The following is a 25,784-nucleotide window of genomic DNA, read 5'->3' as shown; positions in this document are numbered from 1 at the left end:
AGCAGGATCGATGAGTACGAACGACTGGAACGGTCGCCCGCCCAGGCCCGCGTTCGCCGACCAGGCCGGCGGGATGAAACTCCTGCGCGGGATCGAAACCGAATAGCCTCCGTCACCAGTCCGTACGAGCACTCGGGGAGTAGGTGGCCGCGCATCGCAACCTCGGACGCCGCGGACCTGGATGAGCGAGGCCTCGCCGTACGTCCTCGCAGAGACGCATGGTCCAGCGCCCCCTTCCCGGCGCGCAGGCCAGAGAGGGGGCGCCTTGCTCCATGCGGGGTCAAGCGTCCGGATTCGGATGGCGGGCCTACGATCGCTGCATGATTCGAGCAGTCGTCTTCGATGTCGGCGAGTGCCTGGTGGACGAGACCCGTGAGTACGGGACCTGGGCCGACTGGCTCGGCGTCCCGCGCCATACCTTCGCCGCGATGTTCGGCGCCGTAATCGCGCAGGGCCGCGATTACCGCGATACGTTCCAGGAGTTCCAGCCCGGATTCGACCTCTACGAGCAGCGCGAAGCCCGGGCCGCCGCCGGTCGCCCCGAATACTTCGGCGAGGAGGACCTCTACCCGGACGTCCGCCCCGCGCTCGCTGCCCTGCGCCAGGCCGGACTATGGCTGGGGATCGCCGGGAACCAGACCGTACGGGCTGGCGGCATCCTCCGGGGGCTGTTCACCGACGACGTGGACCTGATCGGCACCTCGGACGACTGGGGTGCGTCGAAGCCCGACCGCGCATTCTTCGACCGCGTCGCCGAAGTCGTACCGTACGAGCCGAGTGAGATCCTGTACGTGGGCGACCGCGTCGACAACGACCTACGCCCGGCCGTGGCGGCCGGCATGCCGACTGCTCTCATCCGGCGCGGCCCCTGGGCCACCATCCAGTGGAACAGCGAGGAAGCGGAGAAGCTCCCCACCTTCCGGGTGGGGAGCCTCACCGAACTTTCCTCTGCGATCGCCGACTTCAACGAGTCAGGACGCTGACTGCTGTTGTCCACCCATGCAGCCGGTCGTCCAGCTCGCATACACACGGCTCGTGCTCGTGCGGCCGCTCGAGCGACCGGCGAACGTCGGTGATCCGGTCCATGCCCAGGGCGTACCAGGTACATACGAGCTGATCGAGCGCCACAAGCGCGTACCGGCACGCCTCCGACCGATTCCGTGAGACACCCCATCGGATGAATCCAGCGTGTGGAGTCCGGCCAATCCACCGGTCCTGCCTATAACGTGGGCTGCAACCGGTCCGCGGAGGCCCGGAGGACGTAGCGGGTCGCCCGGGTTTCCTGGCTCGTCCAGGGTGCGGCGCGCCCGCTCCGCGGCTCATCTGCACTTACTTCCCGATGTGCGAACACGGACGCGACCCCCTGCTGACCCGGCGGCAGCGAAGGACATCGCGCCATGCCACACACAACGGCCAAGACCGCTTCCCTCGTACGCGCCGGCTTCACGGGAGAGGTTCCTGCCACTGCCCTACCGGGAATCGATCGATCCGGTGGGCTGGGGCTGGACCAATGCACCCCGGAACAGACCGAGCTACGCGCTCTGTTGGCTCTGGCCTGCTTCAACCACGGAACGCTGACCGCGCCCCGACTCCGCTGGCGGGTAGGGCAGATCGGTGCGTACGACCCTGTCGTCTCCCCACGATTCGATCACCTTGTACTGATCGTCGACGCCTGCGACAACGTCGCCCTCCGTCTCGTCGGCAGCTCTACCGACCCGCACATCGCCGGGATGCGGGTCGAGGAGCGCCTGGGTCACCACCTGTGGCGCCTGCGGCACCTGCCGAGTGGTGCTCAGATGTACGTCTCCGAGCGAAACGCCTTTTCCTCAAGTCAGCGCCGCGCTCAGCGCCTCCCGAATCTGCGCCGCCGTCTCAGCGTGGAGGAGCCCCTCACTGCCGATGAGCAGGACAGGCTCGCCGCCGTACCCCGGATCAGCCCCTCCATGAAGCGACTCCTGGCCGGCATCTGGGTGCGCATGTCTTTGCGAGATCCGGACGGTTCCTTCGACTTGGGGGGCTGGTGCACCGATCCTCTCCGCCGCACCGTCGAGCGAGCCCGCCGGGCGCCTTCGAGCAGGTTGTGGGGACACGAGGAGCGGTGGGACCTCGAATGGCGGGGCTACCCCTTCCCTACCGACCTCATCGCGGCTCTCACTCACCCTGCGGCTGGTATCGAAGGAGTCACGGTGGACCGCACGTCGACGCACAGTTGGCTTGTCCGGCTCGGCGATGCCGAATTGCATCTGCACGACGAAGAGCTATGAGCATGGCGCCGAACTGTTCACAACCACAGACGCGGGGCGGAGAAGCGTGAACAGCCAGTCGGCCTTGCCCGGGACGCGGCACCCACGGAGGGGAGTTCGCGACGCCCGCCCGACGCGTCAGCGAGACTGCCAGGATGCTCGAATTCTTATGGTCGGCCCTGACTGGGGGCATCAACACGGGCTTGATTGTGTTGAAGTTCGTCTTCTGGCTCTTGATGCTGAACGTGTTCATCTGGTGGGTATCGACACAGGTCGACCCCCGCGATGTCCTGCGGGTCCGGCGGTTCCTGGAGCGGACAGCCGCTCATGCCGAAGGGATCGGACGTTTCACGCTCGGTACGAGCCTGTGGGTGTACCGGCAAACCCTCGGCGGCGCCTACCTCCGCCGGAGCAGGCGCGGTGCTGCCCAGCATCTGGTCTGGGCACGGCGGAATTTCGGCCGGGACGCAGGCAGGTTGTTCCCTGTCAGCCCACAAGTCCGTACCGCGCTGCGTTCATGGCATCAGGCCGCCCCTCTGGCCGCGGCCGGGTACATTCTCAAGGCCTACTTCCTGCTGCTGGTGTTGCTCAACCTCGGGAGCCTCGTCGGTACCGTCGCCAGATGGTCGTCCCGTACGTGGGCCGCGGGTGAGCACGCCCCCGTTCCGTGGTGGGCGCCGAGCGGCGGCCTGTGGGGGCCGGCCCGGCGGGTCACCGAGACCGGCGAGGCGCCGGGCATCGCCGTGACGATAGTGGCGATCTTCCGGGCATCCGGTGAGGCGATGTGGGGGAAAGCCTCTCAGTACCTTCCAGCTCTCACCGCCCCGGAAAGCCAGCCTTCCGAGGCGGCTGCCGCGATGTTCGGGCTTGTTCTCCTCCTCGTGCTATTCCTTGCGTTGAGGGCCGTAAGGGGAGTTCTCGGTCGGCTTCCTGGTCCGTCGCGGAACGACCACAGGCGTAACCCGGGCTTCGTTGAGCCCTTTCCTCGTTGGTGGTGGTTGCGGTCGCTGTTGAGCCTCCGTTCGGGGGTGGCCAGTCGTACCCGGCCGGTAGCCGTCTTGGTCGACTGCCTGGCCCGCGTTGGCTCGGCGCGGCGCTACTACCAGAACGTTACGCAAACTCGTAGCGCTCTCCATGTCCCTCGCGTGGACCTTTCCGATGCCGAGCGGGTCGTGTGGTCGGCATGGAAGGTTCGACACGGTCCGGTGCGCGGACCGCTTCGGCGGGACTACCGGAAACACGCGGCCGAGGTAGTGGGGGCGATCCGGCGGCTGGAGGCGCGGCAGAACATCGCCGACAACACAGGCCAGGTCTTCGAGGAAATGGCGCGCGTGCTGGTGACGATTGCCGAGCGGTACGCGAGCGGCAACACACTCGCCTTGCTCGATCCCAAGGATGTGGACGGCGTAGAACCCGCGGTTGACAGGGAATGGGTGCGACTGGTCATCCTTGGCGTGGCCATGACCGGCGCAGCCATCGCAGCGGGCATGTCCGAGCTGTCGGCCGCCGGGTCCACCCAGATCGTTGCCGTGGTCGGCGCCGTGGCCTGGGTGCTTCTGTACCGTGACCGGCTATCCCCTGGGGACGTACTCGACGTGTTGCGCGGCCAGAGCCGCAAGTGACCATGCTGGAGGCCGCCATGCCCAACAACAGGGTGCCCCGACCGGTCAGGACCGGTCGGAGCACTTCGTCGCGGTTCAAGGGGCTGGGCCCTGCTCCGCCTTCTTCGGTAGGCCGTGTGGGACTTGAACCCACAACCAACGGATTAAAAGTCCGCTGCTCTGCCAATTGAGCTAACGGCCCTCGGCGCGACACCCACGAGCATAGCCCGCCCGGCGGCGGGAGCCGATCGGGTATCGGGTGTGGGGAGGTCGCGTCCTTGTGCGGATGTGGGACAGGGCCGGCCGGGTGCCCCTGGGGGTGTCCGGCCGGCCCTGCTCACTCAGCGGGGTGCGGCGGTTCAGCTGCCGCGCTTCCAGCGGGGCTTGTCGTCGCGGCGGCCGAAGGAGCCGGTGCCGGTGCCCGTCGTGCCACCGCGGTGGTCGTCACGGCGGCCCGTGGGGCGGTCGTGGGACGCGGCGGCGCGGAAGCCGGTCGTCGGGCGGTCGTCGCGGCGGTCGCGGTTGACCGGGCGGTCGCCGGTGGGGCGGTGCTCGCGGCGCTCGAAGGGGCGGCCACCGCGGTCGTCGCGGCGGTCGTTGCCCGGACGGTCGCCGGTCGGGCGGTCGTTCGTACGGTCACGGTTGAAGCCGCCCCGGTCGTCACGACGGTCGTCGCGACGGAAGCCACCGGTCGAGCCGCCCGTCGGGCGGTCGTCGCGGCGCTGGAAGCCGCCGCCGGTCGGGCGGTCGTTCGTACGGTCGCGGTTGAAGCCACCGCGGTCGTCACGACGGTCGTCACGACGCTGGAAACCGGTCGAGCCGCCCGCCGGACGGTCGTCACGGCGCTGGAAACCGCCGCCGGTCGGGCGGTCGCCCGTACGGTCGCGGTTGAAGCCGCCTTCCTTGCCGCCACCGTCACGCGGGGTGTAGCCCCGCGCGCCGCCCCGGCCGCTGCGCTCGCCGCGGTCGTCCCTGCGGTCGCCGCCACGGTCGTCACGACGGCCGAAGTTCCCGCGGTCGTCGCGGTTCTCCCGGCGCTCCTCGCGCTGCGCCGGCACGGCCGCGGCCGCCGCCGCGGCTTCCGCCACCGCGCGCTCGGCCTCGGCGGCCACCTCGGCCACCGCCGCCTCCGGGTCGTCGCCCCGCTCGCGCGCCGCGCGGGCGACCAGGCGGTCGGCCTCCTCGCGGAGTTCGACGGCACGGCGCTGGACGCGCTCCAGCTGCTTGGTCAGGTCGACGGCCTCGCGCTCGGCCTGCTTGGCCGCGTTGTTCGCGGAGTCCGCCTGGACCTCGGTGAGCGAACGCGCGCCGGTGATCTCGGCGACCTCCGGCTCGAACACGCTGGCCCCCGCGACGATGTGGCGCGAGGCGTCGACGCCCGCGTCCTCCATCATCCGGAAGATCTGGCGGCGCTGGTGCGGCAGCGCCAGCGACACGACCACACCGGACTTGCCGGCGCGCGCCGTACGGCCCGAGCGGTGGAGGTAGTCCTTGTGGTCCCCGGCCGGGTCCACGTTCAGCACCAGGTCGATGCCGTCCACGTGGATGCCGCGGGCGGCGACGTCGGTCGCGACGAGCGCGTTGACGTACCCCTTCTTGAAGTCCTCGAGCACGCGGGTACGGGCGCCCTGCGTCATCCCGCCGTGCAGCGCGTCGGCCTTCACGCCGGACTCGCTGAGCTGCTCGGCGATACGGTCGGCGCCGAGCTGCGTCCGTACGAAGATGATCGTGCGGCCCTTGCGGGCGGCGATCGCGGCCGTGACCGGCGCCTTGTCCTTCGGCTTCACCACGAGCACGTGGTGGGTCATGGTCGTGACGTTGCCCTGGGCGCTGTCGACCTCGTGGTGGACCGGGTTGGTCAGGTAGCGCTTGACCAGCGTGCTGATCTCGTTCTCCATGGTGGCGGAGAAGAGCATCCGCTGACCGCCGCTCGGCACCAGGTCGAGCAGCTCGGTGACCTCGGGCAGGAAGCCCAGGTCCGACATCTGGTCGGCCTCGTCGAGGATCGCGATCTGGACCTGGTCCAGCGAGCACGCGCCGCGGTTGATGATGTCGCGCAGCCGGCCCGGGGTGGCGACGAGGACGTCGACACCGCGCTCCAGCGCGTAGATCTGGTTCTGCATGGACGTGCCGCCGCAGACGACCTTCATCTTCAGGCCGAGCACGTCGCCGTACGGCTGGAGCGCGTCCGCGACCTGCATCGCGAGCTCACGGGTCGGGGTGAGGATGATGCCGCGCGGCTTGCGCTTCTCGGTGTGGCCGCCGGCGAGCGTGGCCAGCAGCGGCAGACCGAAGGAGAGGGTCTTGCCGGAGCCGGTACGGCCGCGGCCCAGGATGTCCTTGCCGGCCAGGGCGTCCGGGATGGTCGCTTCCTGGATCGGGAAGGGCGCGGTGACGCCGTTCTGTCCGAGCTTGCGGACGATGCCCTCGGGGAGGCCGAGGTCGGCGAAGGTGACGCCGGGCGGGCCCGCGGGGGTCTCGGGAAGCTCGGAGGCGTCCGAGAGCTCCGAGTGCTCCGAGAGCTCGGGGGTGGTGTCGGAGACCTCGGTGAGGTCGTCCGCGGAGGCGGAGTCCGTGGAGTCCGTGGTGTCGGCGGCCTCGGTGGTGTCGGCTGCCTCTTCGGCCACCGCCGTCTCCGGGTCCTCGACGAGCTCCACGATCGCGGTGATCTCGTCGGACTCGTTCTCGGGCATGACGGTGTGGTCAGTACTGGAAATGGACATGCGAAATGCGAAACCTTCCGGAGTCTCGGCACGCGCCCAAACTCCGTGATTCGCAAATCGACCGCCTCAATGCGGTCAGCCACGGCAAGGGAGAGTACGCGCCACGCGGCGCTCTTCTGTGTCGGCGCCAGGCAATGGTCAAACGATCTACTACCATACGCACCCTCCCCCCTCTTCGGCAAACCCGCTGGTCCGCGCCCCGCGGCCGCCCGGACCCGTCCGTCACACGGGCCCCATCTGCGGGGAGGCCGTCGGCACCTTCCGCATCCCGTTCCCGTCGCCCGGCGGGATCACGGCGGCCCGCACGTTGGCCGCCGGTGACGCGGACGGCAGCACCGTCGGCTCCGGGCCGGGCTCCTCCGGCTGGGGGTCGGGGCTCGGCGGCGGCGGGGGCGGGTCGGACGGCGGCGGGGCCGGGCGGGTGGGCTCCTTCGTCGGCAGCGGCTCGTTCCAGGGCGGCGGGGTCGGCTTCCCCGGCTGCGGCGGCACGCCCTTCGACGGCGCGGGGGACGCCGGGCGCCCCGAGGAACTGGGGCTCGGCGAGACCTCCTTGGCCTTGTCGTCCCGATCCGCGTGGACCCGGTCGCCGCCGTCGCCGTGTTCCGTACGCCCCGGTCCGCCGCCGGAGCCGCCGGGCGCCTCGCCCGTACCGCCGTCCGGGGCCACCGCGGCGCCGTGCCGCCCCGCCGAGCGCGAGGGGGCCGGCTTCCCCGCGTCGTCGCCGACGCTCATGCAGCCCGTGGAGGACGCGACCGCCACGGAGGTGACGAGGCCGAGGACAAGACGGCCTGGGGCGGACAACTGGCGCACGAGAGGCACCTCCGGGACACGGGACGGAGCCCCCGCCGACGGCGGAGGGGGAAGGTTTCACTGCTTTCCCGTCCAACTCCCTTTCCACCGCGAGGGACACGGGCCGCGACGGACCCTGGCCGGAAGGGATCCGGCCGGGGCCGCACCCGGACCGCCCGCCCCCACCCCCGCACCCGGACCGCCCGGCCGCCCGGCCGCGCACCCGAGCCGCCCACCTACCCCACCCAGCTCCGCGCCAGCTCGATCCCGAGGGTCACCGCGCCGAGCCCGGCCAGGACCGACAGCGCCACGTTCGCCGCCGCGAGGAGCCCCCGCCCGCGTTCGGCGAGCCGCAGCGTCTCGTACGAGAACGTCGAGTACGTCGTGAGCGCGCCGCAGAAGCCTGTACCGATCAGCGCGAACGTCCCGGACGACACCGCCGCGCCGGACACGAACCCGAGGACCAGGCTCCCGCCCACGTTCACGGTGAACGTGCCCCAGGGGTAGTTCGCGCGGCCGGCCCACCGCGCCTGCACCGCACGGTCCGTCAGGTAGCGCAGGGGCGCGCCCACCACCGCGCCCGCGATCACCAGCAGCCAGTTCACCGGACCACCCGCCGGGTCACCAGCGCCGCCGCCGAGACCGCCGCCAGCGCCGCGGCGAGCGTCCCGGCCGCGTACGCGAAGGCCGTGGCGTACGCGTGACGGCCCAGCAGGCCGTGGAAGTCCAGCGCGTACGTCGAGAAGGTCGTGAAGCCGCCCAGCACTCCCACCCCGAGGAACGGCCGTACGAGCCGGTGCGCCGACCGCCCGTCCTCGGCGACCAGGGCCATCAGGACGCCGATCAGCGCGCAGCCGAGCACGTTGATCCCGAAGGTCGTCCAGGGGAAGGCGCCGGGGGCGACGGGCCACACGAGGTCGGCGCCGTACCGCGCGGAGGCGCCCGCGGCGCCGCCCGCCGAGATCACGGCGAGCACCGGCCACTGCCGCTCCCCGGCGGTCTCGGCGCGGGGGGCGGGCGGGGCAGGAGGACGATCAGCCATGACGCTCATTGTGCTCGCCTCTCCGAACTCGTCCCGGCCCACCACGGCACAGGGTTTTCGCGGACAATGGCCGGGTGCTGGAGATGACGCGTGACGCGTTCGAAGAACTGGTCGGCGAGGCCCTGGACCGGATCCCGCCGGAGCTGACCCGGGTCATGGACAACGTGGCCGTGTTCGTGGAGGACGAACCCGCCGCCGACGACCCCGAACTCCTCGGCCTCTACGAGGGCACGCCCCTGACCGACCGCGGCGAGTGGTACGCGGGCGTACTGCCGGACCGCATCTCCATCTACATGGGCCCGACCCTCCGCTACTGCGAGACGCGGGAGGACGTGGTGCACGAGGTGGCCGTGACCGTGGTCCACGAGATCGCCCACCATTTCGGCATCGACGACGAGCGCCTCCACGAGCTGGGCTGGGGGTAGCGCCTGTCCGGCGGCTCTTCGCGGATCAGCCCGCGGGCCGCGCATGGCGCGCCCGGGGCTTGGGCATACGCGCCCAATGCCCCGTGACGCAGACCGCTCCCCCGTCCGCGCCACGCCCACCGGAATCCGGGGCCGCCTCCGGAGCGCCCTCCCGAACCGCCTCGCACGCCTCCGCCCCCGGGGCCACCGGCCGGGTCACCGCCCCGCCACCACCCGCACCCTCCGCCGCCTCCCCCGCACGCGCACGCGCACCCTCCACCCCGCCCCGCACCCCTTCACCCGCTCCGTCGCCCTCCTCGCCGTCGTCCTCCTCGGCGCCTGGCTCGGGCTGCTGGCCGTGGGCGGCGTCCGGACGCCCGTCGGCCCGATGGACACCAAGATGGCCCTGCGGCCGTCCCTCACCGGCGGCACCCGGATCAACGTCTCGCCACTCGGCTCCCTCGAACTCGCCTCGCACACCGCGCCCCTGCGCCTCGACGTCGACGTCGACCGCCTCGACCCGGTGCGCTCCCAGGCCCTCGTCGACCACCCCGAGCGCCTCTCGGGCCTCCAGGAGGAGGTCGCGCACGACGTCGGGGCCGGTGCCACGGAGCTGGCGGTACGGTCCTGCGTCGCCGTCGTCTCCGGCGCCACCGCCCTCGCCCTCGTCGTCTACCGCCGCCCCCGCCGCGCCCTGGCCGCCGGCGGCCTCGCCCTCACGCTGCTGGCCGCCTCCGCCGCCGGCGCGTACGCGACCTGGAACCCGAAGTCGGTGCTGGAGCCCAGGTTCTCGGGCCTGCTCTCCTCGGCCCCCCAGGTCGTCGGCAGCGCCCGCTCGATCGTCTCCGACTTCGACGTCTACCAGAAGGAGCTGGCGCGCCTGGTCACCAACGTGACCAAGCTGTACGACGCGACCGCGACGCTCCCCGCGTACCAGCCGGACCCCACCACCCTGCGGGTCCTGCACGTCTCCGACATCCACCTCAACCCGGCCGCCTGGCACATCATCGGCTCGCTCGTGGAGCAGTACGGGATCGACGTCGTCGTCGACTCCGGCGACACGATGGACCACGGGTCGGCCGCCGAGAACGGTTTCCTCGACCCGATCGCCGACCTCGGTGTCCCCTATGTCTGGGTCCGCGGGAACCACGACTCGCAGACAACCCAGCGCTACCTCCAGCGGATGCGGAACGTCCGGGTGCTGGACGAGGGCCGGGCCGTGACCGTCGGCGGGGTCCGGATCGCGGGCATCGGCGACCCGCAGTTCACCCCCGACCGCTCGGTGAAGGCGCAGGGCGACCCGGCCGAACGCATGGCGGGCCTCCGCTTCGCCTCCGCCCTGCGCGACCAGCGGCAGGCCGGCACCCCCGTGGACATCGCGGTCGCCCACGAGCCGGTGGCCGCGCGGGAGACGGACGGGCTGGTCCCGCTGGTCCTGGCGGGCCACGTCCACCACCGCGAGACGGAGATCATGCCGCTGGGCACGCGCCTCAAGATCGAGGGGTCGACGGGCGGGGGCGGGCTGCGCGCCGTGCAGAACGACAAGCCGGAGAAGGTACGGGCCTCGATCCTCTACCTGGACCGGACGACGAAGCGGCTCCAGGCCTGGGACGAGATCACGCTCGGCGGGCTCGGCCTGACGACGGCGGAGGTGAGCCGCCACCTCCCGAAGGAGGCCGGCACCCCGGGCACCGGCCCGAGCCCGTCACCGACCGCGCCGTCCGGCGCACCCGCCGGCCGCTCAGGCCCCACCACCCCCTCCCCCTAATACGTTTTGGCGATATCTCCGCCATCCCATATGCTTCTCACGTCCCCGACGCGCTGGCGAAGCGCCCAGGCGGGCCCATTAGCCCCCATCGTCTAGTGGCCCAGGACGCCGCCCTTTCACGGCGGTAGCACGGGTTCGAATCCCGTTGGGGGTACGCGTCACCGTGTGCGAGACTCGCTCTCGCACATTGCTTGGTCCTGTGGAGCAGTTTGGAGTGCTCGCCACCCTGTCAAGGTGGAGGCCGCGGGTTCAAATCCCGTCAGGACCGCTGCGGCCGTGAGGCCGCGTGGCTGGGTAGCTCAGTTGGTACGAGCGATCGCCTGAAAAGCGATAGGTCGCCGGTTCGATCCCGGCCCCAGCCACCACCCGGAAGCCCCGATCACCGATCGGGGCTTTTCGCGTGGGCGAAACACATTCGCCGACTTCCGGTACGGGGTGAGATCCTGGGCTCGGTATGTCTACTTCCTTCGCCGACCTGTCGACCCTGCTGGACGAGGTCTCGCTGCGTGACGCGCAGCGGCTCGGCCGCCGGCTCGAGGGCTCCCGGCGCATCCGTAAGCCCGAGGCGCGGCAAGCCGTGCTCGACGAGATCGCCCGTGAGGCCGAGAAGGCCGCCGGGCGGACGCGGGCACGTGGGGCGCGTGTGCCCGCGGTCTCGTATCCCGAGCAGCTGCCCGTCAGCCAGAAGAAGGACACGATCCTGGAGGCGATACGCGACCACCAGGTCGTGATCGTCGCGGGCGAGACCGGGTCGGGGAAGACCACGCAGATCCCCAAGATCTGTCTGGAACTGGGCCGTGGCGTGCGGGGGATGATCGGCCACACCCAGCCCCGCCGGATCGCGGCCCGTACGGTCGCCGAGCGGGTGGCCGAGGAGCTGGACACCCCGCTGGGCGAGGCCGTCGGCTGGAAGGTGCGGTTCACCGACCAGGTGAACCAGGACGCGACGTTCGTGAAGCTGATGACGGACGGCATCCTGCTCGCGGAGATCCAGACGGACCGCGACCTGCTGGCGTACGACACGATCATCATCGACGAGGCCCACGAGCGGAGCCTCAACATCGACTTCCTGCTGGGGTATCTGGCCCAGTTGCTGCCCCGGCGCCCCGATCTCAAGCTCGTGATCACGTCGGCGACGATCGACCCCGAGCGGTTCTCGCGGCACTTCGGCGACGCGCCGATCGTGGAGGTCTCGGGCCGTACGTATCCGGTGGAGGTCCGCTACCGCCCGCTGCTGGAGGAGGAGGGCGAGGACGGCGACCGCGACCAGATCACCGCGATCTCCGAGGCCGTCGACGAGCTCCAGGCGGCGGGTCCTGGCGACATCCTCGTCTTCCTGTCCGGCGAGCGGGAGATCCGCGATACCGCGGACGCCCTGGAGAAGCGCAAGCTGCGCGGTACGGAAGTGCTCCCCCTCTACGCCCGGCTCTCGCACGCCGAGCAGCACCGCGTCTTCCAGCGCCACAGCGGCCGCAGGATCGTGCTGGCGACGAACGTCGCCGAGACCTCGCTGACCGTCCCCGGCATCAAGTACGTGATCGACCCGGGCAACGCCCGCATCTCCCGCTACAGCCACCGCACCAAGGTCCAGCGGCTGCCCATCGAGCGGATCTCGCAGGCCAGCGCCAACCAGCGCAAGGGCCGCTGCGGCCGTACGTCGGACGGCATCTGTATCCGGCTGTACTCGGAGGACGACTTCGAGTCGCGCCCCGAGTTCACGGACGCCGAGATCCTCCGTACGAACCTGGCCTCCGTCATCCTCCAGATGACCGCGGCCGGCCTCGGCGAGATCGAGAAGTTCCCCTTCCTGGACCCGCCCGACCACCGCAACATCCGGGACGGCGTGCAGCTGTTGCAGGAGCTGGGGGCGCTGGACCCAGAGCAGAAGGACGCCAAAAAGAAGCTGACGCCATTGGGGCGCAAGCTGTCGCAGCTCCCCGTAGACCCGCGCCTGGCGCGGATGGTGATCGAGGCCGACCGCAACGGCTGCGTGCGCGAGGTCATGGTGATCGCGGCCGCGCTGTCCATCCAGGACCCGCGCGAGCGCCCGGCCGAGAAGCAGACGCAGGCCGACCAGCACCACGCCCGCTTCCGTGACGAGACGTCCGACTTCCTGGCGTTCCTCAACCTGTGGCGGTACGTACGCGAGCAGCAGAAGGCCCTGTCGTCCTCCGCGTTCCGGCGGATGTGCAAGTCGGAGTTCCTGAACTTCCTGCGGATCAGGGAGTGGCAGGACATCTACTCCCAACTGCGCACGGTCGCCAAGCAGATGGGCCTCCAGCTCGGCGACGACGAGTCGAACGCGCCCGACCAGTCCGTCCATGTGTCGCTGCTGGCGGGCCTGTTGTCGCACATCGGCATGAAGGACGTGAAGGACGCCGGCCGCGAGACGGGCAAGGGCGCCGCGACGAAGAACGAGTATCTGGGCGCCCGCAGCGCGAAGTTCGCGATCTTCCCGGGCTCGGCGCTCTTCAAGAAGCCGCCGCGGTTCATCATGTCGGCCGAGCTGGTGGAGACCTCGCGCCTGTGGGCGCGGGTCAACGCCAAGGTCGAGCCCGAGTGGATCGAGCCGCTGGCCGGCCACCTCCTCAAGCGGACGTACAGCGAGCCGCACTGGGAGAAGGACATGGCGGCCGTGATGGCGTACGAGAAGGTCACGCTGTACGGCGTGCCGATCGTCGCCCAGCGGAAGGTGAACTTCGGCCGGATCGACCCGGAGGCCTCGCGCGAGCTGTTCATCCGCAACGCGCTCGTGGAGGGCGACTGGCGCACGCACCACCAGTTCTTCCATGACAATCGCAAACTGCTGGGCGAGGTCGAGGAGTTGGAGCACCGCGCCCGGCGCCGCGACATCCTCGTGGACGACGAGACGCTGTACGACTTCTACGACGAGCGGGTGCCCGAGGACGTCGTCTCGGGGGCGCACTTCGACGCGTGGTGGAAGGCGAAGCGGCGGGACGAGCCGGAGCTGCTCGACTTCGAGCGGTCGATGCTCATCCGGGAGAAGGCGGCCGGGGCGGTCACCAAGGACGACTATCCGGACTCCTGGAAACAGGGCGCTCTCAAGTTCCGGGTGACGTACCAGTTCGAGCCGGGCGCGGACGCGGACGGCGTGACGGTCCACGTACCGCTCCAGGTCCTGAACCAGGTCACCTCGGAGGGCTTCGACTGGCAGATCCCCGGCCTGCGCGAGGAGGTCGTGGTGGAGCTGATCCGCTCGCTGCCCAAGCCGATCCGCCGGCACTACGTACCGGCACCGAACTACGCGAAGGCCTTCCTGGAGCGCGCGGTGCCCCTCCAGGAGCCGCTGCCGGTCACGCTGGCCCGGGAGCTCCAGCGGATGGTCGGGGTGCCCGTGACGGGCGACGACTTCGATCTCTCGCGGATCCCGGACCACCTCAGGATCACGTTCCGGATCGTGGACGAGCGGCGCAAGCGGCTCGCCGAGGACAAGGATCTGGACGCGCTCAAGCTCCAGCTGCGGCCCAAGGCCCGCCAGGCCCTCTCCAAGGCCGCCGCGGCGACCGCGGAGCGGGACGGCGGGGAGGCCATCGAGCGGTCGGGGCTGACGGACTGGACGATCGGGTCGCTGGTCCGGATCTTCGAGACACGGCGGGCCGGGCAGCCGGTCAAGGCGTACCCCGCGCTGGTCGACCAGGGCGCGACCGTGTCCGTACGGCTCTTCGACACGGAGGCCGAGCAGCAGCAGGCGATGTGGGCGGGGACCCGGCGGCTGATCCTGCTCAACATCCCGGTGAACCCGGCGAAGTTCGCCTCGGACAAGCTGACCAACCAGCACAAGCTCGCGCTGTCCCGCAATCCGCACGGCTCGGTGCAGGCGCTGTTCGAGGACTGCGCCACGGCGGCGGCGGACAAGCTGATCGCCGACCACGGGGGTCCGGCCTGGGACGAGGAATCGTTCCGGAAGCTGTACGACAAGGTCCGCGCCGACCTCGTGGACGCGACGGTACGGACGGTCGGCCAGGTGCAGCAGATCCTGGCGGCCTGGCAGGCCTGTGAGCGCCGTCTGAAGGCCACGAACAGCCTGGTGCTGCTGAACAACGTGCAGGACGTCAAGGACCAGCTGGCGGCCCTCGTACCGGCCGGCTTCGTGACGCGTACGGGGCTGCGGCGGCTGCCGGACCTGATGCGCTACCTGGTCGCGGTGGACCGGCGGTTGCAGCAGATGCCGACCAACGTCCAGCGCGACACGACACGCATGGAGAAGGTCCACGAGATGCGGGACGAGTACGCGTGGCTGCTCGAACAGCTGCCGCGCGGCCGGCCGGTGCCGCGGGAGGTCCTGGACATCCGCTGGATGATCGAGGAGCTGCGGGTGAGCTACTTCGCGCACGCGCTGGGGACGTCGCAGCCCGTCTCGGACAAGCGGATCGTGAAGGCGATCGACGCGGCCGCCCCGTGACCGGGGGGCCGCCGCCGGTCAGTTCGACCGCACCCTCCGAGCTGCTGTAGAGTCTCGTTTCGCAGCCGGGTGAAAGCGGCCGCGAATCTGGTCCTGTGGAGCAGTTTGGAGTGCTCGCCACCCTGTCAAGGTGGAGGCCGCGGGTTCAAATCCCGTCAGGACCGCAGTATCGAGAAGGCCCCGCGTCGTGGACGCGGGGCCTTCTTCATGCCCGCGCGCGGCCGGCCGTCGGGCGGCTGCCCGGGGCGGCCTCAGGGGCGGCCCCCGGGCCGGCGGTCCCGGAGCGGCTCCTTACCGGGTGGGCAAGTGGTCCTCTCGTACGGGGAAAGGCCCTTCCACGCCGCAGTCACGGAAGGCCCAAATCCGCAGCGGGGGCTCCGGGGCGCCTTGACGACGTCTTCCGGCGGGGGTACCTACAGATGAGGGTCCCCTTTCCCGTGGCCGGGGACCCGCACCGGGGGTGGTGGGCGTGGCGGCTTCAGCGACGAGACACGAGACTCGGGCACTGCTGCGTGCCCATCTGGCGGCCGCGGCGGGTCAGGGGCACCTGACACGTCGCTGCGGGGTCTGCCATCGCCTCCAACGGCTCGCCATGGAACCGGTGTCGGGGCCGGACGGCTATCCGGACGCCTACCCCGGCACCCGGCCCGACGACCGGTCCGACACCCCGTCGCCCACCGAAACAGACACGGAAGAGTGAGCCCAGGACTGAATCACGGTGATCAGGGCAGGCGCCGAACCGTCCTTGGCAAGGCCCGCGAAGTGTGACGGGAGTCACCGAACCATTTTCTACCAGAGGGTCACTTACGCCCGCCCTACAATCCGGCAATTTAATATGTGCAATGGCACCCTCCTCCGAACCCCTCCAGAAGCATCCGCCCCACCCTCCACACAGCGTCCTGACAGGCGCCGGACAGCCCCCTCCCGGGGCCGGACGCGGGCACAAAAAAGACCGCGCTGGACTCGGCGGAGTCCAGCGCGGCCGACGACTTACCCAAATGGTGAGGGCATGGGACCTGTTGGGGCAGGCACCCGTCGCGTGGAGCCTTGGGGGCGGGAGACCGAGTTGGGGGCCCGGCTGTTCCCTGGTTGTGGATCACCTGACGGTGAGGTCAGGCGGTTGAGCCCTGATCGGTTGGTCAGGCCTCGCTGCGCTGCTGCGGAATGCCCGCGAGCAGTGCGCGAACCTCTGCCTCGCGATACCGGCGATGCCCACCGAGCGTGCGGATGGACGTGAGCTTGCCGGCCTTTGCCCAGCGTGTGACCGTCTTCGGGTCCACACGGAACATCGTGGCAACCTCAGCCGGGGTCAGCAGCGGCTCGGCGTCAGGGGTGCGAGCGGTCATGAGCGGCCTCCTCGGGAGAACCGAACCATCTCGGTTCTTTCCTCTAAATTCTGCACCTTGACCCGCGTTGCCCGAAATGGCAGACGCGGGCCGAGTCGGTTATAGGACGAACGGCTTGTCCTCGGCACTACAACTACACCATCCGTCCAGCCACGTCGGCCAAACCGATGGAATTGCCCTCTGAGGTGTTCATCAGCGGCGGAAGCCGATGGACCATGCCATAGCGGACAGTTATGCCCCAGTGACGATCAGTCACAGAGGCATCGGGAGTCATCAGGGCCCCCCGCATAGCGTGCAATGCTGAGCATTCCGCCCCTAGTTGGGCGGAAGGAGCCCTCCCCGGACTCCTTGTCCTATTTTGACACGAGGAGGGGTGATGGGCGCAAGAGCCCCGTTAGTGCGGTCCGTCACGCTTGAGAGGTATAAGCCCCGTATCAGGACTTCCGGCCTGGACAGGTACGAACATGTCCAGTCCTGTCCGGACAGCCGAGCCGGGACCCGGGCGGCCCCCGAACCGAGGGGCGCGCCCCGTTCCGCCCGGCACGTCAGCGTCCGCGCCGGCCCTCGTCCGTCCGCGTCCGTCCGCGTCAGTTCGCGAACTGCATGTCCCTGATCGCCTTCCAGCGCTCCGTGAGCCGCCCGTACGCCTCCCCGGCGCCGGCGCCGTCGCCCTCCCGCAGCGCCGCGATCCCCGCCGCCACGTCGGCGGCCGAGCGGTCACCCGCCAGGCGCGCCCCCGACAGGACGTGCACGAGGCCGCCGTAGTCCAGCTCGACCAGCGAGCGCGGGTGGAACTCCTCCAGCCACCGCCCGATGTCCACGAGGCCGTCGATCAGCGGCCCGTCGTCGACCGTCTCCCGCAGCGTCCTCAGCGCGCGGGCCAGCCGCCGCCGCGCCTGCACCATCTCGGTCCGGTAGCGCATCACGGCCGCGCCGTCGCCCGCCGCCTCGTACAGCCGCTCGGCGTCCGAGAAGAGCGTGAACCAGCGCACCGGCACCTGCCAGACCGCCGTCCTGATCCACGGCCGCGCGTCCGGGTTCAGGTCCCGCCAGCGCTCGTAGTCCGCCGCCGCCTGCCCGCGCACCACCGGCGGCAGCACCGCGTCCAGCAGCGGCAGCGGCAGGACGTCGCCCAGCTCCTCCAGCGCCAGCCAGCCGCGCAGCCGGGTCCGCCACGGGCAGACGCACACCACGCCGTCAACCTCCGTCACGAAGGCGTCACCGCTCTCGTGGACCGGTACGGGGACGGGCGGCGTGGGCAGCAAGTCGGCCAGGGAACGCCGTAGTTCGTCCTGTGCGGTCGGCGTACGGTCCCGCTGGGCATAACGCGCCCAGTGGCTCCGTTCGGGCTCGGGAAAGGCGGCCAGCGGCTCGTACACCCGCAGGTAGGACGCGTAAGGGACAAGTACAGAAGACACCGCCGGCATGACGGGATCGTTTCATGCCCGCACTCCCCGGGAGGGTGATCCTCGGCACTGCGGCCCGAGCGCACCGCCCGGGGGATCTACTCTCGTGCCCAACTGGTCCCTCCCCACCCGCCGGAGGGGCTTTCCGCCGCTTCGTACCTTGGGAGTCACCACCGTGACCGATGTGACCGACGGCGTCCTGCACACCCTGTTCCGATCGGAGCAGGGTGGCCACGAGCAGGTCGTGCTCTGCCAGGACCGCCGCAGCGGCCTCAAGGCCGTCATCGCCCTCCACTCGACCGCCCTGGGCCCCGGCCTGGGCGGCACCCGCTTCTACCCGTACGCCTCCGAGGAGGCGGCCGTCGCCGACGCGCTGAACCTCTCCCGGGGCATGTCGTACAAGAACGCCCTGGCCGGGCTCGACCACGGCGGCGGCAAGGCCGTGATCATCGGCGACCCGGAGCAGATCAAGTCGGAGGAGCTGCTCCTCGCGCACGGGCGGTTCGTCGCCTCGCTCGGCGGCCGGTACGTCACGGCCTGCGACGTCGGCACGTACGTGGCGGACATGGACGTGGTGGCCCGCGAGTGCCGCTGGACCACCGGCCGCTCCCCCGAGAACGGCGGCGCCGGCGACTCGTCCGTGCTGACGGCCTTCGGGGTCTTCCAGGGCATGCGCGCCAGCGCCGAGCACCAGTGGGGCGACCCGTCGCTGCGGGGCAGGACCGTGGGCGTCGCGGGCGTCGGCAAGGTCGGGCACCACCTGGTCGGGCACCTGCTCCAGGACGGGGCGCGCGTGGTCGTCACGGACGTGCGGGACGAGTCCGTACGGCGCCTCACGGACCTGTATCCCGAGGTCACCGTCGTCGCCGACACCGACACCCTGATCCGTACCGAGGGCCTGGACATCTACGCGCCCTGCGCGCTCGGCGGCGTGCTGGACGACGTCACCGTGCCCGCCCTCACCGCGACGGTGGTGTGCGGGGCGGCCAACAACCAGCTCGCCCACCCGGGCGTCGAGAAGGACCTCGCCGACCGCGGGATCCTCTACGCGCCCGACTACGTGGTCAACGCCGGCGGGGTCATCCAGGTCGCCGACGAGCTGAACGGGTTCGACTTCGAGCGGTGCCGCGCGAAGGCCGCGAAGATCTTCGACACCACTCTTTCCATCTTCGCACGTGCGAAGGAGGACGGGATTCCGCCGGCCGCGGCGGCCGACAGGATCGCCGAGCACCGGATGGCCGAGGCCCGCCCCCGGTGAGCGTGGAGGGGCGGCCGTACCCGCACGGGGAGACGAGACTCACCCCCGGTCGGCGGGTCGCCCCTCAATAAGAGGTTAAAATCGCAGCTGACCAGCGAGGACGGCGCGCTTCGCAGGTCCGGAGCCGAGGCGCGTCCTGCGGGCGGCGTACCGTATGGCCGCGGAAGCAGGTACCGTTGAAGCCTACGGACGGGTCTCTCCGCGGAGAGCTCGTTCTGAATTATGAACGCGTGTCAAGACTCTGGGGCCGTCGAGCCCCGTCACCGAGGGGGTCGAGCCATGGGGCGCGGCCGGGCCAAGGCCAAGCAGACGAAGGTCGCCCGCCAGCTGAAGTACAACAGCGGCGGGACAGATCTGTCGCGTCTGGCCAATGAGCTGGGCGCATCACCTACGAGTCAACCGCCGAACGCGGAGCCGTTCGAGGATGACGAAGAGGAAGATGACCCGTACGCACAGTATGCGGATCGGTACAACGACGACGAGGACGAGGACGACGAGTCCGGACCCTCGGCGCAGCGCCGCGGCGCTTGACGTCCGTACCGTCCGACGTCGATCGAGTCCGTACGATCTGACGTCCGCATAGCTCCGGATCTCTCCGGCGGTCTCACCGACCCGGTCCAGGACTTCGGTCCCGGACCGGGTTCTGTGCTGCCCAGGACCCGGTCAGCGTGGGCGGCTCCCGCAATCAGCCCGCGTAGTCGCCGGACAGCGCCGCGCCCGTCGCGTGGCCGCCGCGCTCGGTGATCTCGCCCGCGACCCAGGCGTGGACGCCCCGGTCGGCGAGGGTGGTCAGGGCCGCGTCGGCGGAGTCCGCCGGGACGACCGCGATCATGCCGACGCCCATGTTCAGCGTCTTCTCCAGTTCGAGCCGCTCCACGTTCCCCGCGCGGCCGACGAGGTCGAAGACCGCGCCGGGCGTCCAGGTCGAGCGGTCCACCCGGGCGTGCAGCGCGTCCGGGACGACCCGGGCGAGGTTCGCCGCGAGGCCGCCGCCGGTGACGTGGCTGAACGCGTGCACCTCGGTGGTCCTGGTGAGCGCCAGGCAGTCGAGCGAGTAGATCTTCGTGGGCTCCAGCAGTTCCTCGCCGAGGGTGCGGCCGAACTCGGGGACCTCGCGGTCCAGCGACCAGCCGGCCCGGTCGAAGACCACGTGCCGGACCAGCGAGTACCCGTTGGAGTGAAGACCGGAGGACGCCATGGCGATCACCGCGTCACCCGTACGGATACGATCCGGGCCGAGCAGCTGGTCCGCCTCGACCACGCCGGTCCCCGCGCCGGCGACGTCGAAGTCGTCCTCGCCGAGCAGCCCGGGGTGTTCGGCGGTCTCGCCGCCGACCAGGGCGCAGCCCGCGAGGACGCAGCCTTCCGCGATGCCCTTGACGATGGCGGCGACCCGCTCGGGGTGGACCTTGCCGACGCAGATGTAGTCGGTCATGAAGAGCGGCTCGGCGCCGCAGACGACCAGGTCGTCGACGACCATTCCGACGAGGTCGTGGCCGATGGTGTCGTACACGCCCATCTTGCGGGCCAGGTCGACCTTCGTACCGACACCGTCGGTGGCGGAGGCGAGGAGCGGCCGCTCGTAGCGCTTGAGGGCGGAGGCGTCGAAGAGGCCGGCGAAACCGCCGAGGCCGCCGAGGACCTCGGGGCGCTTCGTCTTCTTCACCCACTCCTTCATCAGCTCGACCGCGCGGTCACCGGCTTCGATGTCGACGCCCGCGGCCGCGTAGCTGGCACCAGTGGTCGTATCGGACATGGCTGAGTACTTTCCTGTCGTCATGCGGTCGGCAAACGGATGCGGAACCGGTCGTCCTGGGGATGCGGAACTACGGGCGGCGGAGCGCCTCGGCGGCCGCGTTGGCCGGTCCTGCCGCGAGCTCGGTCTCCAGCAGCTGCTTGCCGAGCAGCTCGGGGTCGGGGAGATCCATCGGGTACTCGCCGTCGAAGCAGGCACGGCAGAGGTTCGGCTTGGCGATGGTGGTCGCCTCGATCATCCCGTCGAGGGAGATGTACGAGAGGGAGTCGGCGCCCAGCGAGACACCGATCTCGTCGATCGTCATGCCGTTGGCGATCAGCTCGGCGCGGGTCGCGAAGTCGATGCCGAAGAAGCAGGGCCACTTGACCGGCGGGGACGAGATCCGGATGTGGACCTCGGCGGCGCCCGCCTCGCGGAGCATCTTGACGAGCGCGCGCTGTGTGTTGCCGCGGACGATCGAGTCGTCCACGACCACCAGGCGCTTGCCCCGGATGACTTCCTTGAGCGGGTTGAGCTTCAGCCGGATGCCCAGCTGGCGGATGGTCTGGGACGGCTGGATGAAGGTCCGGCCGACGTACGCGTTCTTGACCAGGCCCGAGCCGTACGGGATACCGCTCGCCTCGGCGTAGCCGATGGCGGCGGGGGTGCCGGACTCCGGGGTCGCTATGACCAGATCGGCCTCGACGGGTGCTTCTTTCGCGAGTTTCCGGCCCATTTCCACCCGGGACAGATACACGTTCCGACCGGCGATGTCCGTGTCGGGACGCGCCAGGTAGACGTACTCGAAGACACAGCCCTTGGGCTTCGCTTCCGCGAATCGCTGGGTGCGCAGACCGTTCTCGTCGATGGCGATGAGCTCGCCGGGCTCGATCTCGCGGACGAAGGAGGCGCCGCAGATGTCGAGGGCCGCGCCCTCGGAGGCGACGACCCAGCCGCGCTCCAGCCGGCCGAGGACGAGCGGGCGGATGCCCTGCGGGTCACGGGCGGCGTAGAGGGTGTGCTCGTCCATGAAGACGAGCGAGAAGGCTCCCTGGACGTCGGGCAGGATCTTGGCGGCGGCTTCCTCGACCGTGAGGGGCTTGCCGTCGTCGTCCGTCTGGCCGGCGAGGAGCGCCGTGACCAGGTCGGTGTCGTTGGTGGCGGCCACGCGCGTGGGCCGGCCGTTCTCCTTGGGGAGGTCGGCGACCATCTCCGCGAGCTGGGCGGTGTTGACCAGGTTCCCGTTGTGACCGAGCGCGATCGAGCCGTGGGCCGTGGCCCGGAAGGTCGGCTGCGCGTTCTCCCACACCGAGGCTCCGGTGGTGGAGTAGCGGGCATGGCCCACCGCGATATGGCCCAGGAGGGAGCCGAGGGACGTTTCGTCGAAGACCTGTGAGACCAGGCCCATGTCCTTGAAGACCAGGATCTGGGACCCGTTGCTCACTGCGATGCCCGCGGACTCCTGTCCACGGTGCTGCAGGGCATACAGTCCGAAATAGGTGAGCTTGGCGACCTCTTCGCCCGGGGCCCAGACTCCGAAGACGCCACACGCGTCCTGGGGGCCTTTCTCACCGGGGAGCAGGTCGTGGTTGAGTCGTCCATCACCACGAGGCACGCCACCGAGTGTAGGCGAGATCGACCACTGGTCCGAATTGGGGATCGGACCTGGCCGGATTCCGACCTCCCGGCCCGTACGTTCCGTAACCGCGCCGCTTCGTCCTGTACGCGGAATCTGGGCTCGCCGGGAGCGCGCGGATCGGGGGTACGGGCCGGTCCTGGCCGGTGCGGGGCCTGTGCCGGGCCGGTGCGGAGGCTGTGGGACCCGGTCGTCACCCCTTCGGGGCGGGCAGCGCGGCGAGTCCGCCGTCCTCCCCCGTGAGCCACAGGCCACCGTGGTTGAGGTCATACGTGACCGTGCCGCGCAGGACCTTGGCCAGGTGCCTCTCGACCGCCGACCGGGGGCCGGAACAAGCCATCTTCGTCGAGATCACCCTGCTGAACGTGATCGTGTCCCCGGCGACCTTCGCCCGGGCGCTGAACCCGTTGCAGCCCAGATTGCCCCGTACGGAACCGTCCGCGCCCAGCGTGAAGGTCGCCGAGCCGTCCGTCCCGGCGGGCAGCCGCGCCGCGCTCCCGTCGGAGGCCAGCGCGTTCACGGTCCACTTCGTACCGGTGAGGGGCGCGGGAGATCCGCTGGTCAGGGCCAGGACGTCGCCGTCGGAGGAGGTCAGGGTGAGGCGGTCGCCGGCCACCTTCGCTGTCAGCTTCCCGGTGAAGGCCTCGTCCAGCGCCTTGTCCAGGGCGTCGAGGTTCATCGTGCACGAGGCGGTCGCCGTCGCCCGCTTCCCACCGACGGTCACGGTGTCACCGGCGACGGACACGTCCACCGCGTACTCGTCACACCCGGTGGCCAGCGTCGCCCGCGTCGAGTCGCCGAACTCCAGCGAGGTCCCCGCCACCCCGGCGGTCCTTCTCCCGTCGACCGTCACGCTCTCCAGGTGCCACCGGACACCGGCGAGCGCCGACTCCCGCACGGACGCGTCATCACCCCCCGCCCCCGTCGTCGAGGTGGTCTCGCTACCGCACGCCGCAAGGCCGAACAGCGCGAGTGCGGTGACCGCGGTAACCGTGATGCTCTGCTGCTTCTGCATGCGGGTGGGACGGATCACACGGGCGGACGGTTCCATGCGGGCGGGCGCCCAGGCGTGCGGGAGCCCGGCGGGCGGGAATCCTCTCCGTGACCGGAGAATCACCATCCGTATGAAAGGGGGCGGCGCTCCTGCATACGATCCCGAGTGGCCGACGTCTCGGACGTCTGGAAGGGCCCCCACAGAGAATCGAGGTCGCCCCCATGACCCCACGCCCTCGCGAACTGACCCCCGACCGGTCGGTCCGGCACCTGTTCGGAGCGGAGATGCGCAGGTTGCGGGAACAGGCTGGGATGTCTCTGGAGGACCTGGCCGCCGTCATCCGGTACTCGCGGAGTGCGCTGCACCGGTACGAGACGGCGCAAGCGATGATCGCGCCGGACCTGGCGGACAAGCTGGACGCGGCGTTCGGGACGGACGGGCTGTTCGCGAAGCTGTACGCGCTGGCTCGCAACGAGGTCCATCCCGACAAGTACCGGCGGCGCATGGAGCTGGAGGCGCGGGCCGTGACGATCGAGGAGTACTCCGGGCACACCGTCCCGGGCCTCGCCCAGACCGAGGCGTACGCGCGCGAACTCCTCAGGCAGGGCAACCCCGAATCCACCGCCGCCGAGATCGACGAGAAGGTCGCGGCGCGCATGGGTCGGCGAAGCCTGCTGCAAGGGCCCGCCCGGCCCTACCTCTCGGTGATCCTGGACGAGGGAGTCCTGCGGCGGACCATCGGTGCGCCGGAGGTGATGCGGGCCCAGTTGGAAGCGCTGTTGCCCCTCGTGGACAGTCCGGTCGGAATCATCCAGGTTCTGCCGTTCAAGCATGGGGCTCATGCGCTGCTGGGCGGCTCGCTGACGCTTCTGACGCTGGACAACGGAACAAGCGTCGCTTACGAAGAGAGCATCACCACGGGCCAGTTGCTGGAAGACGCGGCCAATGTGGCCCGACACCGCCGGGCCTACGATGTGATGAGGGCCAACGCGCTGTCTCCCCGTGAGACCGGCGCCCTCATCGCATCCGCCATGGAGGCACTTCCCACATGAGCATTTCGCAGGAAACGTCCCGCGTGGAGTGGATCAAGTCGAGCTACAGCAACACCGACGGCGGCAACTGCGTCGAGTTCGCCCCCGCCGCCCTCACTGCGACCGGACTGGTCCCCGTACGGGACAGCAAGATGCCGACGGGCCCGGTTCTCATGCTGACCCCCGGCGCGTGGACCGCCCTGGTCGCCCTCGCGGCCGAGACGGAACTGCTCTAAAGCCCTGCCGGATCAGCCGGTCAGCTCATCAACGGAAGCAGACCGGACAGGTCCGCGCGTTCGCCGCTTGCGGTCACGGTCGCCGAGTCCAGGGCTGACGCCCACGTCGTGCGGCCCGTGGCCAGGCGGATCCAGGTGAGGGGGTCCGTCTCCACCACGTTGGGTGGGGTGCCGCGCGTGTGGCGGGGGCCTTCCACGCACTGGACGACCGCGTACGGGGGGATCCGTACCTCGGTCGACGCGCCGGGCGCCTTCGCCGCGAGGCCGTCCGCGAGCAGCCGCGTGCAGGCGGCGAGGGCCTGACGGTCGTACGGGACGGCCAGGCCGGTCGCGCGGTTCAGGTCGTCGGTGTGGACGACCAGCTCGACCGTCCGCGTGACCAGGAAGTCCGCCAGCCGCATCGTCCCGACCCGTACCGGCACCAGCTTGTCGTCCGGGACGCCGGGGAGCGCCGCCCCGAAACGGTCCGCGGCCCGCGCGAGCGTCTCGGCGACCGGCGCGGACGCGGCGAGGGTCCGGACGTCCTCGCTGATGTCGTCCGCGTACGCGGCCGTCGCGAACGGCCACTCGCCCAGCCCCACCACCGGGCCGCCCGGCGCGACCTCGGGTCCCTCGGCGGCGACGGCGACCGACTCGACGACCATCGCCAGGTGCGCGGCCAGGTCCCGTACCGTCCAGCCGTCGAGTCCGGTGGCGGGCCCGGCGAGTTGGGTGTCGGTGAGGCCGGCGACGGCTTCCCGTACCGCCGCGAACTGCGCCGACACGGCGGCTCGGGTCTTGTCGGGGTCGTACTTGCGCGATCGCTTCTTGGCCGGGGGCATGACCGCGAGGCTAACGGAGTGCCGGAACGCCCCGAGCCCCCGACCGGAGAACCGGTCGGGGGCTCGGGGCCGTACACCGTCGGACCTCACGCCTGGCGCGGACGCTCCAGGGTGAGCAGCAGGCCCTCGACGGCGCCGGGGCCGATGCGGCCCTTGACGTCCGCCGCGGTGATGGCCTTGAGGGCCCACCCGTCCTCGGCGTGCTTGTTGAGCGTCTTCTCCAGCTTGTCGCTGTCCAGGGCGTCGCCGATGAGCGATTCCCGGAACGTCACGACCTTGTACTCGAACGCCATGCGGTCCATCCCTCGGTCATGCGTGTCCTGTGCGC

The 25,784-nt window shown here is 70.5% G+C and carries 22 protein-coding genes and 5 tRNA genes; 15 read left to right on the top strand and 12 right to left on the bottom strand.

Translation table 11 applies throughout. The annotated features are described in order from the left end of the window. Positions 1–320: 320 nt before the first annotated feature. The 3 genes from HA039_RS18230 (at position 321) to HA039_RS18220 (ending at position 3,865) form a co-directional block, all read left to right on the top strand. The gene (locus HA039_RS18230) at positions 321–983 is read left to right on the top strand and encodes an HAD family hydrolase (RefSeq protein ID WP_167030915.1); all 663 of its coding nucleotides are present in this window, start codon (positions 321–323) and stop codon (positions 981–983) included. 414 nt (positions 984–1,397) lie between these two features. Beyond that, positions 1,398–2,264, top strand: a complete 867-nt coding sequence (locus HA039_RS18225) for a hypothetical protein (protein ID WP_167030913.1) — start codon at positions 1,398–1,400, stop codon at positions 2,262–2,264. 134 nt (positions 2,265–2,398) lie between these two features. Continuing rightward, the gene (locus tag HA039_RS18220) at positions 2,399–3,865 is read left to right on the top strand and encodes a hypothetical protein (protein ID WP_167030910.1); all 1,467 of its coding nucleotides are present in this window, start codon (positions 2,399–2,401) and stop codon (positions 3,863–3,865) included. Between the two features lie 108 nt (positions 3,866–3,973). Here HA039_RS18220 and HA039_RS18215 read toward each other — a convergent pair. From HA039_RS18215 to HA039_RS18195, 5 genes are all read right to left on the bottom strand, one after another. Further along, a tRNA-Lys gene (locus tag HA039_RS18215) sits at positions 3,974–4,046 on the bottom strand. 157 nt (positions 4,047–4,203) lie between these two features. Beyond that, positions 4,204–6,567 (bottom strand): DEAD/DEAH box helicase, encoded by a 2,364-nt coding sequence (locus tag HA039_RS18210; protein WP_167030907.1) that lies wholly within the window; start codon positions 6,565–6,567, stop codon positions 4,204–4,206. Positions 6,568–6,789: 222 nt separating this feature from the next. Continuing rightward, on the bottom strand, positions 6,790–7,377 hold the full coding sequence (locus HA039_RS18205) for a hypothetical protein (RefSeq protein WP_243869540.1): 588 nt from the start codon (positions 7,375–7,377) through the stop codon (positions 6,790–6,792). A 215-nt stretch (positions 7,378–7,592) separates the two neighbouring features. Next, complete coding sequence (locus tag HA039_RS18200; RefSeq protein ID WP_167030901.1) at positions 7,593–7,961, bottom strand: fluoride efflux transporter FluC; 369 nt, start codon at positions 7,959–7,961, stop codon at positions 7,593–7,595. Continuing rightward, on the bottom strand, positions 7,958–8,398 hold the full coding sequence (locus HA039_RS18195) for a FluC/FEX family fluoride channel (protein WP_243869538.1): 441 nt from the start codon (positions 8,396–8,398) through the stop codon (positions 7,958–7,960). Before HA039_RS18195 ends, HA039_RS18200 begins: the two co-directional genes overlap by 4 nt. A gap of 74 nt (positions 8,399–8,472) precedes the next feature. Between HA039_RS18195 and HA039_RS18190 the strand changes: the two genes are divergently transcribed. The 8 genes from HA039_RS18190 (at position 8,473) to HA039_RS34405 (ending at position 15,693) form a co-directional block, all read left to right on the top strand. Further along, complete coding sequence (locus HA039_RS18190; protein WP_167030895.1) at positions 8,473–8,823, top strand: metallopeptidase family protein; 351 nt, start codon at positions 8,473–8,475, stop codon at positions 8,821–8,823. A gap of 76 nt (positions 8,824–8,899) precedes the next feature. After that, the gene (locus tag HA039_RS18185; protein ID WP_167030892.1) at positions 8,900–10,570 is read left to right on the top strand and encodes a metallophosphoesterase family protein; all 1,671 of its coding nucleotides are present in this window, start codon (positions 8,900–8,902) and stop codon (positions 10,568–10,570) included. 81 nt (positions 10,571–10,651) lie between these two features. Next, positions 10,652–10,724: transfer RNA gene (locus HA039_RS18180), tRNA-Glu, on the top strand. 39 nt (positions 10,725–10,763) lie between these two features. Next, positions 10,764–10,838, top strand: a tRNA-Asp gene (locus HA039_RS18175). Positions 10,839–10,858: 20 nt separating this feature from the next. Then, positions 10,859–10,935 (top strand) — tRNA-Phe (locus HA039_RS18170). Positions 10,936–11,024: 89 nt separating this feature from the next. After that, on the top strand, positions 11,025–14,993 hold the full coding sequence (hrpA, locus tag HA039_RS18165; RefSeq protein WP_167030889.1) for an ATP-dependent RNA helicase HrpA: 3,969 nt from the start codon (positions 11,025–11,027) through the stop codon (positions 14,991–14,993). An 89-nt stretch (positions 14,994–15,082) separates the two neighbouring features. Continuing rightward, positions 15,083–15,157: transfer RNA gene (locus tag HA039_RS18160), tRNA-Asp, on the top strand. Between the two features lie 296 nt (positions 15,158–15,453). Beyond that, positions 15,454–15,693 carry a DUF6274 family protein gene (locus HA039_RS34405; RefSeq protein WP_425086358.1) on the top strand — a complete coding sequence of 80 codons (240 nt, stop codon included), beginning with the start codon at positions 15,454–15,456 and terminating at the stop codon, positions 15,691–15,693. A 439-nt stretch (positions 15,694–16,132) separates the two neighbouring features. Here the strand turns inward: HA039_RS34405 and bldC are convergent, their stop codons facing one another. Next, on the bottom strand, positions 16,133–16,339 hold the full coding sequence (gene bldC / locus HA039_RS18155; RefSeq protein WP_003949541.1) for a developmental transcriptional regulator BldC: 207 nt from the start codon (positions 16,337–16,339) through the stop codon (positions 16,133–16,135). A gap of 587 nt (positions 16,340–16,926) precedes the next feature. Beyond that, the gene (locus HA039_RS18150) at positions 16,927–17,766 is read right to left on the bottom strand and encodes a DUF8083 family protein (RefSeq protein ID WP_167030887.1); all 840 of its coding nucleotides are present in this window, start codon (positions 17,764–17,766) and stop codon (positions 16,927–16,929) included. Between the two features lie 154 nt (positions 17,767–17,920). Between HA039_RS18150 and HA039_RS18145 the strand changes: the two genes are divergently transcribed. Next, positions 17,921–19,003: a Leu/Phe/Val dehydrogenase gene (locus HA039_RS18145; protein ID WP_167030885.1), complete on the top strand. Its 1,083-nt coding sequence runs from the start codon at positions 17,921–17,923 to the stop codon at positions 19,001–19,003. Positions 19,004–19,282: 279 nt separating this feature from the next. Next, positions 19,283–19,534 carry a DUF3073 domain-containing protein gene (locus HA039_RS18140; protein ID WP_167030883.1) on the top strand — a complete coding sequence of 84 codons (252 nt, stop codon included), beginning with the start codon at positions 19,283–19,285 and terminating at the stop codon, positions 19,532–19,534. A gap of 154 nt (positions 19,535–19,688) precedes the next feature. Here the strand turns inward: HA039_RS18140 and purM are convergent, their stop codons facing one another. The 3 genes from purM to HA039_RS18125 form a co-directional block, all read right to left on the bottom strand. Next, the gene (gene purM / locus HA039_RS18135) at positions 19,689–20,759 is read right to left on the bottom strand and encodes a phosphoribosylformylglycinamidine cyclo-ligase (protein WP_167030881.1); all 1,071 of its coding nucleotides are present in this window, start codon (positions 20,757–20,759) and stop codon (positions 19,689–19,691) included. A 70-nt stretch (positions 20,760–20,829) separates the two neighbouring features. Further along, positions 20,830–22,353 carry an amidophosphoribosyltransferase gene (gene purF, locus HA039_RS18130; RefSeq protein ID WP_161310484.1) on the bottom strand — a complete coding sequence of 508 codons (1,524 nt, stop codon included), beginning with the start codon at positions 22,351–22,353 and terminating at the stop codon, positions 20,830–20,832. A gap of 214 nt (positions 22,354–22,567) precedes the next feature. Further along, positions 22,568–23,407, bottom strand: a complete 840-nt coding sequence (locus HA039_RS18125; RefSeq protein WP_167030879.1) for an META domain-containing protein — start codon at positions 23,405–23,407, stop codon at positions 22,568–22,570. 182 nt (positions 23,408–23,589) lie between these two features. Here HA039_RS18125 and HA039_RS18120 point away from each other — a divergent pair, with 182 nt between their 5' ends. Then, complete coding sequence (locus HA039_RS18120) at positions 23,590–24,420, top strand: helix-turn-helix domain-containing protein (RefSeq protein WP_167030877.1); 831 nt, start codon at positions 23,590–23,592, stop codon at positions 24,418–24,420. Beyond that, on the top strand, positions 24,417–24,635 hold the full coding sequence (locus tag HA039_RS18115; protein ID WP_167030875.1) for a DUF397 domain-containing protein: 219 nt from the start codon (positions 24,417–24,419) through the stop codon (positions 24,633–24,635). Before HA039_RS18120 ends, HA039_RS18115 begins: the two co-directional genes overlap by 4 nt. Before the next feature lie 20 nt (positions 24,636–24,655). On the opposite strand, the gene HA039_RS18110 is transcribed toward HA039_RS18115, so the two are convergent. Then, positions 24,656–25,456, bottom strand: coding sequence for a maleylpyruvate isomerase family mycothiol-dependent enzyme (locus HA039_RS18110; RefSeq protein ID WP_167030872.1), 801 nt, complete (start codon positions 25,454–25,456; stop codon positions 24,656–24,658). Between the two features lie 86 nt (positions 25,457–25,542). After that, positions 25,543–25,749, bottom strand: coding sequence for a DUF4177 domain-containing protein (locus HA039_RS18105; RefSeq protein ID WP_161310496.1), 207 nt, complete (start codon positions 25,747–25,749; stop codon positions 25,543–25,545). Positions 25,750–25,784 lie beyond the last annotated feature (35 nt).

Origin of the sequence: Streptomyces liangshanensis, from assembly GCF_011694815.1 — a bacterium.
GTDB classification, from domain to species: domain Bacteria; phylum Actinomycetota; class Actinomycetes; order Streptomycetales; family Streptomycetaceae; genus Streptomyces; species Streptomyces liangshanensis.
The sequence above is the reverse complement of the archived record's forward strand: the minus strand, read 5'-3'. Positions and strand labels throughout refer to the sequence as shown.